At 63.2% G+C, this 3,227-nt stretch carries 1 protein-coding gene; it reads left to right on the top strand.

The genetic code is table 11. The features are described 5' to 3' along the window. Window positions 1–3,227 (top strand): DUF6531 domain-containing protein (locus CODIS_RS20260; protein WP_235615302.1); only part of this gene is annotated, 3,227 nt, incomplete at both ends.

Genomic DNA, 3,227 nt, shown 5'->3' with positions numbered 1-3,227 from the left:
GCGGTGCGCAAGGGCGCGGTCAACCACGCCCAGAGCGACGCCATGCGCCGGGAGCTGGGGCTGCGCCTGGCACCCCTGTTCGGTGGCGACGGCAGCGCCGAAAAAGCGCTGTCGGCGATCACCCGCGCCAGCCTGGATGTGCAGGACAGCCGCTTCACCGAGATCGAGATCATCAACCCCACCATCGAGGCCTTCGATGAGTTCGGCCGCGAGATCGTCGATCCGCGCACCGGCGACGTCCACTTCGGCATCCCCAACAGCCACCTGCGCTGGCGTGAGCGTGATGTAGGCCGCAGCGGGGTCAACATCCAGGACGCCAACCTGCTGAAGGTCAAGGTCACCTACGGCTATCAACTCAAGGTACCGCTGATGGATCGGGTCATCCCCGCGGTGATGCGCCTGGTCGATCCTGAACACATCCACTACTACAACGCCCGCCGTCTGCCGATCACCTCGGTGGCGACGGTCCGCATGCAGTCGGACGCCTGGCGGGACGACAACAACGTCCACATGATGCCGCCGGGGGGTGGCGCTACGCCGCCATCGACCGAGGACGATCCGCAAAATGGCGGCGCCACCCCGGATGACGACGAGGGGCAGGGCGGCGTTGACAACGATATGGATACGCCGACCGATGGAGACGAGCAAGCTAGCGGAGAGGGTGATAGCGACACGGGCGATCATGGCAGCGGTGACACCGGCACGGGCGATAGCGGCAATGGTAACAACAGCGATGGCGACGACCTGCCCTCTATCAGCGACGGCGATGACCAAGGCCCCCCGCCATGCGATCCGAACGATGCGCCCGGATTAACAGACAGCCCCACCGCACAGAATGCCGGCATTGCCAGCAGCCACACCGGTAACCCGATCCATGTGGTCACCGGCAACAAATACCAGCAGGAAGTCGACCTGACCCCGCTGCCCGGCACCCTGGGCCTGCTCTTCAAGCGCCACTACAACAGCCACAGCCAATACACAGGCCCCCTGGGCCACGGCTGGAGCCACAGCTACGACCTGGGCCTCAAGCCAGACGGTGACGGCTACCGCCTGCGCCAAAGCGACGGCCGGGTGATTCACTTCCAACTCAGCGACAACCCAGAGCATTTTACCGCCCCCCGCATCAGCGACGGCTGGCTGCGGATCAACCAAGCCCAGCTCACCTGGCATTGGCGCGACGGGCGGCAACTGCAGTTCAGCCCCCAAGGGCAACTCCAGCGCATCGTCCTGGCCACCGGCCAGACCCTGCGCCTCTTCTATAACCCCCAGGGGAAACTGTTCCTGGTGCGCGATACCCAAGGGCGGGAGCTGAGTCTCGATCACTATCCCAACGGGCGCCTCAAGGCCCTCTACGACCCCAGCGGAAAAGAAACCCGCTACCGCTACGACGACGTCGGCAATCTACAACAGGTCACCCGGCATGAGGGCACGACGCGGATCTATGATTATGAAGACCCGCACGACCGCCACAACCTCACCGGCATCACCGATGAGCGGGGCATCCGTTATGCCACCTGGGCATACGACGAGCAGGACCGGGCGGTCCTCTCCACCCATGCCGACCAGGTAGGCCAGGTCAGACTTGACTTCAGCACCCCCGGCGAGACCCAAGTCACCGACAGCCAGGGCAAGGTCAGTACCTACACCACCGAGATCAGAAACGGCGTGGCCCTGGTCACCGCCATCCAGGGGCCCGGCTGCTCCAGCTGTGGCCGGGGCGATGTCAGCTACCGCTACAACGCGCAGCTGCAGCTGATCGAGCTCGCCACCAAGGATGGCATCACCAAGCACTACGCTTACGATGTGCAGGGGCGTACCCAACAGGTGGGTCAACAGAGCGCCGGTGGCACAGTGCGCGAGGTTGCACGCTATGAATATGCGGACAACACTGCCCTGAAACCCAGTGCGGTGATCCGTCCCAGCATCAATCCCCAGGGCGAACACCGTCTGACGAATCGCTACAACCCCCAAGGCCAGCCCATCGAGATCACCGAGAGTGGATACCGTCCCGAAACGGACGGCCGTTTTACTCCCATCCGACGCACCACCCAACTTGAATACAATGCCGCCGGCAATCTCATCAAGATCGATGGCCCGCGTGAAGGTGTCACTGATCAGATCCAGCTCAGCTACGACAACCAGCAACGCCTGAGCCAACTCACCACCCCGGACGGGCGTACCCTGCGGGTCACCGGCTACGATGTCTATGGCCGCCCCCAACAGGTCCACGGCAGCGGCCAGGCCTCATTGACCCTCAGCTACAATACCTGGGGCAGGGTCACCCAGGTGAGCCAGGGCCAACAGACCGTCCGCTATGATTACGATGCCGTCGGGCATCTCACCAGCATCACCGATCCCGACGGCAGGCAGATCACCCTCAACTACGACGAAGCCGGCCGGGCCACCGGTCTGGAAGACAGTACCGGCAATCGCATCGAACAGGCACTCGACACCGAAGGTCGCCTCACCCAACGCCGCCTCATGGACGCCCAGGGCCAGCTGCTGGCCACCGTCAGCTACCTCTACGACGCCCAGGGCCGGCTCAGCGCCCGTCAGACCCCCCGGGGCCAAACCCACTACCGCTATGACGATGTAGGTAATCTCACCGAAGTCCAGGACCCTCAAGGCCATGCCACCGCGCTCGACTACAACGGCCTCGGCCAACTGCTGGCCGTCACCCAGCCGGGTAACCGGGTCACCCAGCTCCACTATGACGAGCACGGCCGCGCCAGCGGTTTGACCGATCCCCGAGAAAACACCACCGACTTAATCAAGGATGATTTTGGCAACCTCATCCGCCAACGTCACCCCGATACCGGTGAGGTCCGTTATGCCTACGACAGTGCCGGTAACCGTATCCAGAAGATCGACTCCCAAGGTCTCATCACCAGGTATCATTATGATGCGGCCAACCGCCTGATCGAAGAGACCACCCCCGGCGGCACCACCAGCCTGGATTACGATCCCAACAGCGGCCGCCTGGCCCAGCTTACCGATGACACCAGCCACGAGGGCTTTGCCTACGACGACCAGGGCCGTCTCATCCAGCACAGTCGTCACATCGATGGCCACCGTTTTATCTCCGGCTATGCTTATAACACACAAGGCAAGCTGAGCCAGAAGACCCTACCGGACGGCCAGGTCTTGAGCTACCACTACTACCGGGAAGGCAACCAAAAGGGGCAACTGCGCGCCATCACCCGCAAGAGCCTGATGGGGCTGAAAGC

Source organism: Candidatus Thiodiazotropha endolucinida (assembly GCF_001715975.1).
Lineage (GTDB): Bacteria > Pseudomonadota > Gammaproteobacteria > Chromatiales > Chromatiaceae > Thiodiazotropha > Thiodiazotropha endolucinida.
The sequence above is the reverse complement of the archived record's forward strand: the minus strand, read 5'-3'. Positions and strand labels throughout refer to the sequence as shown.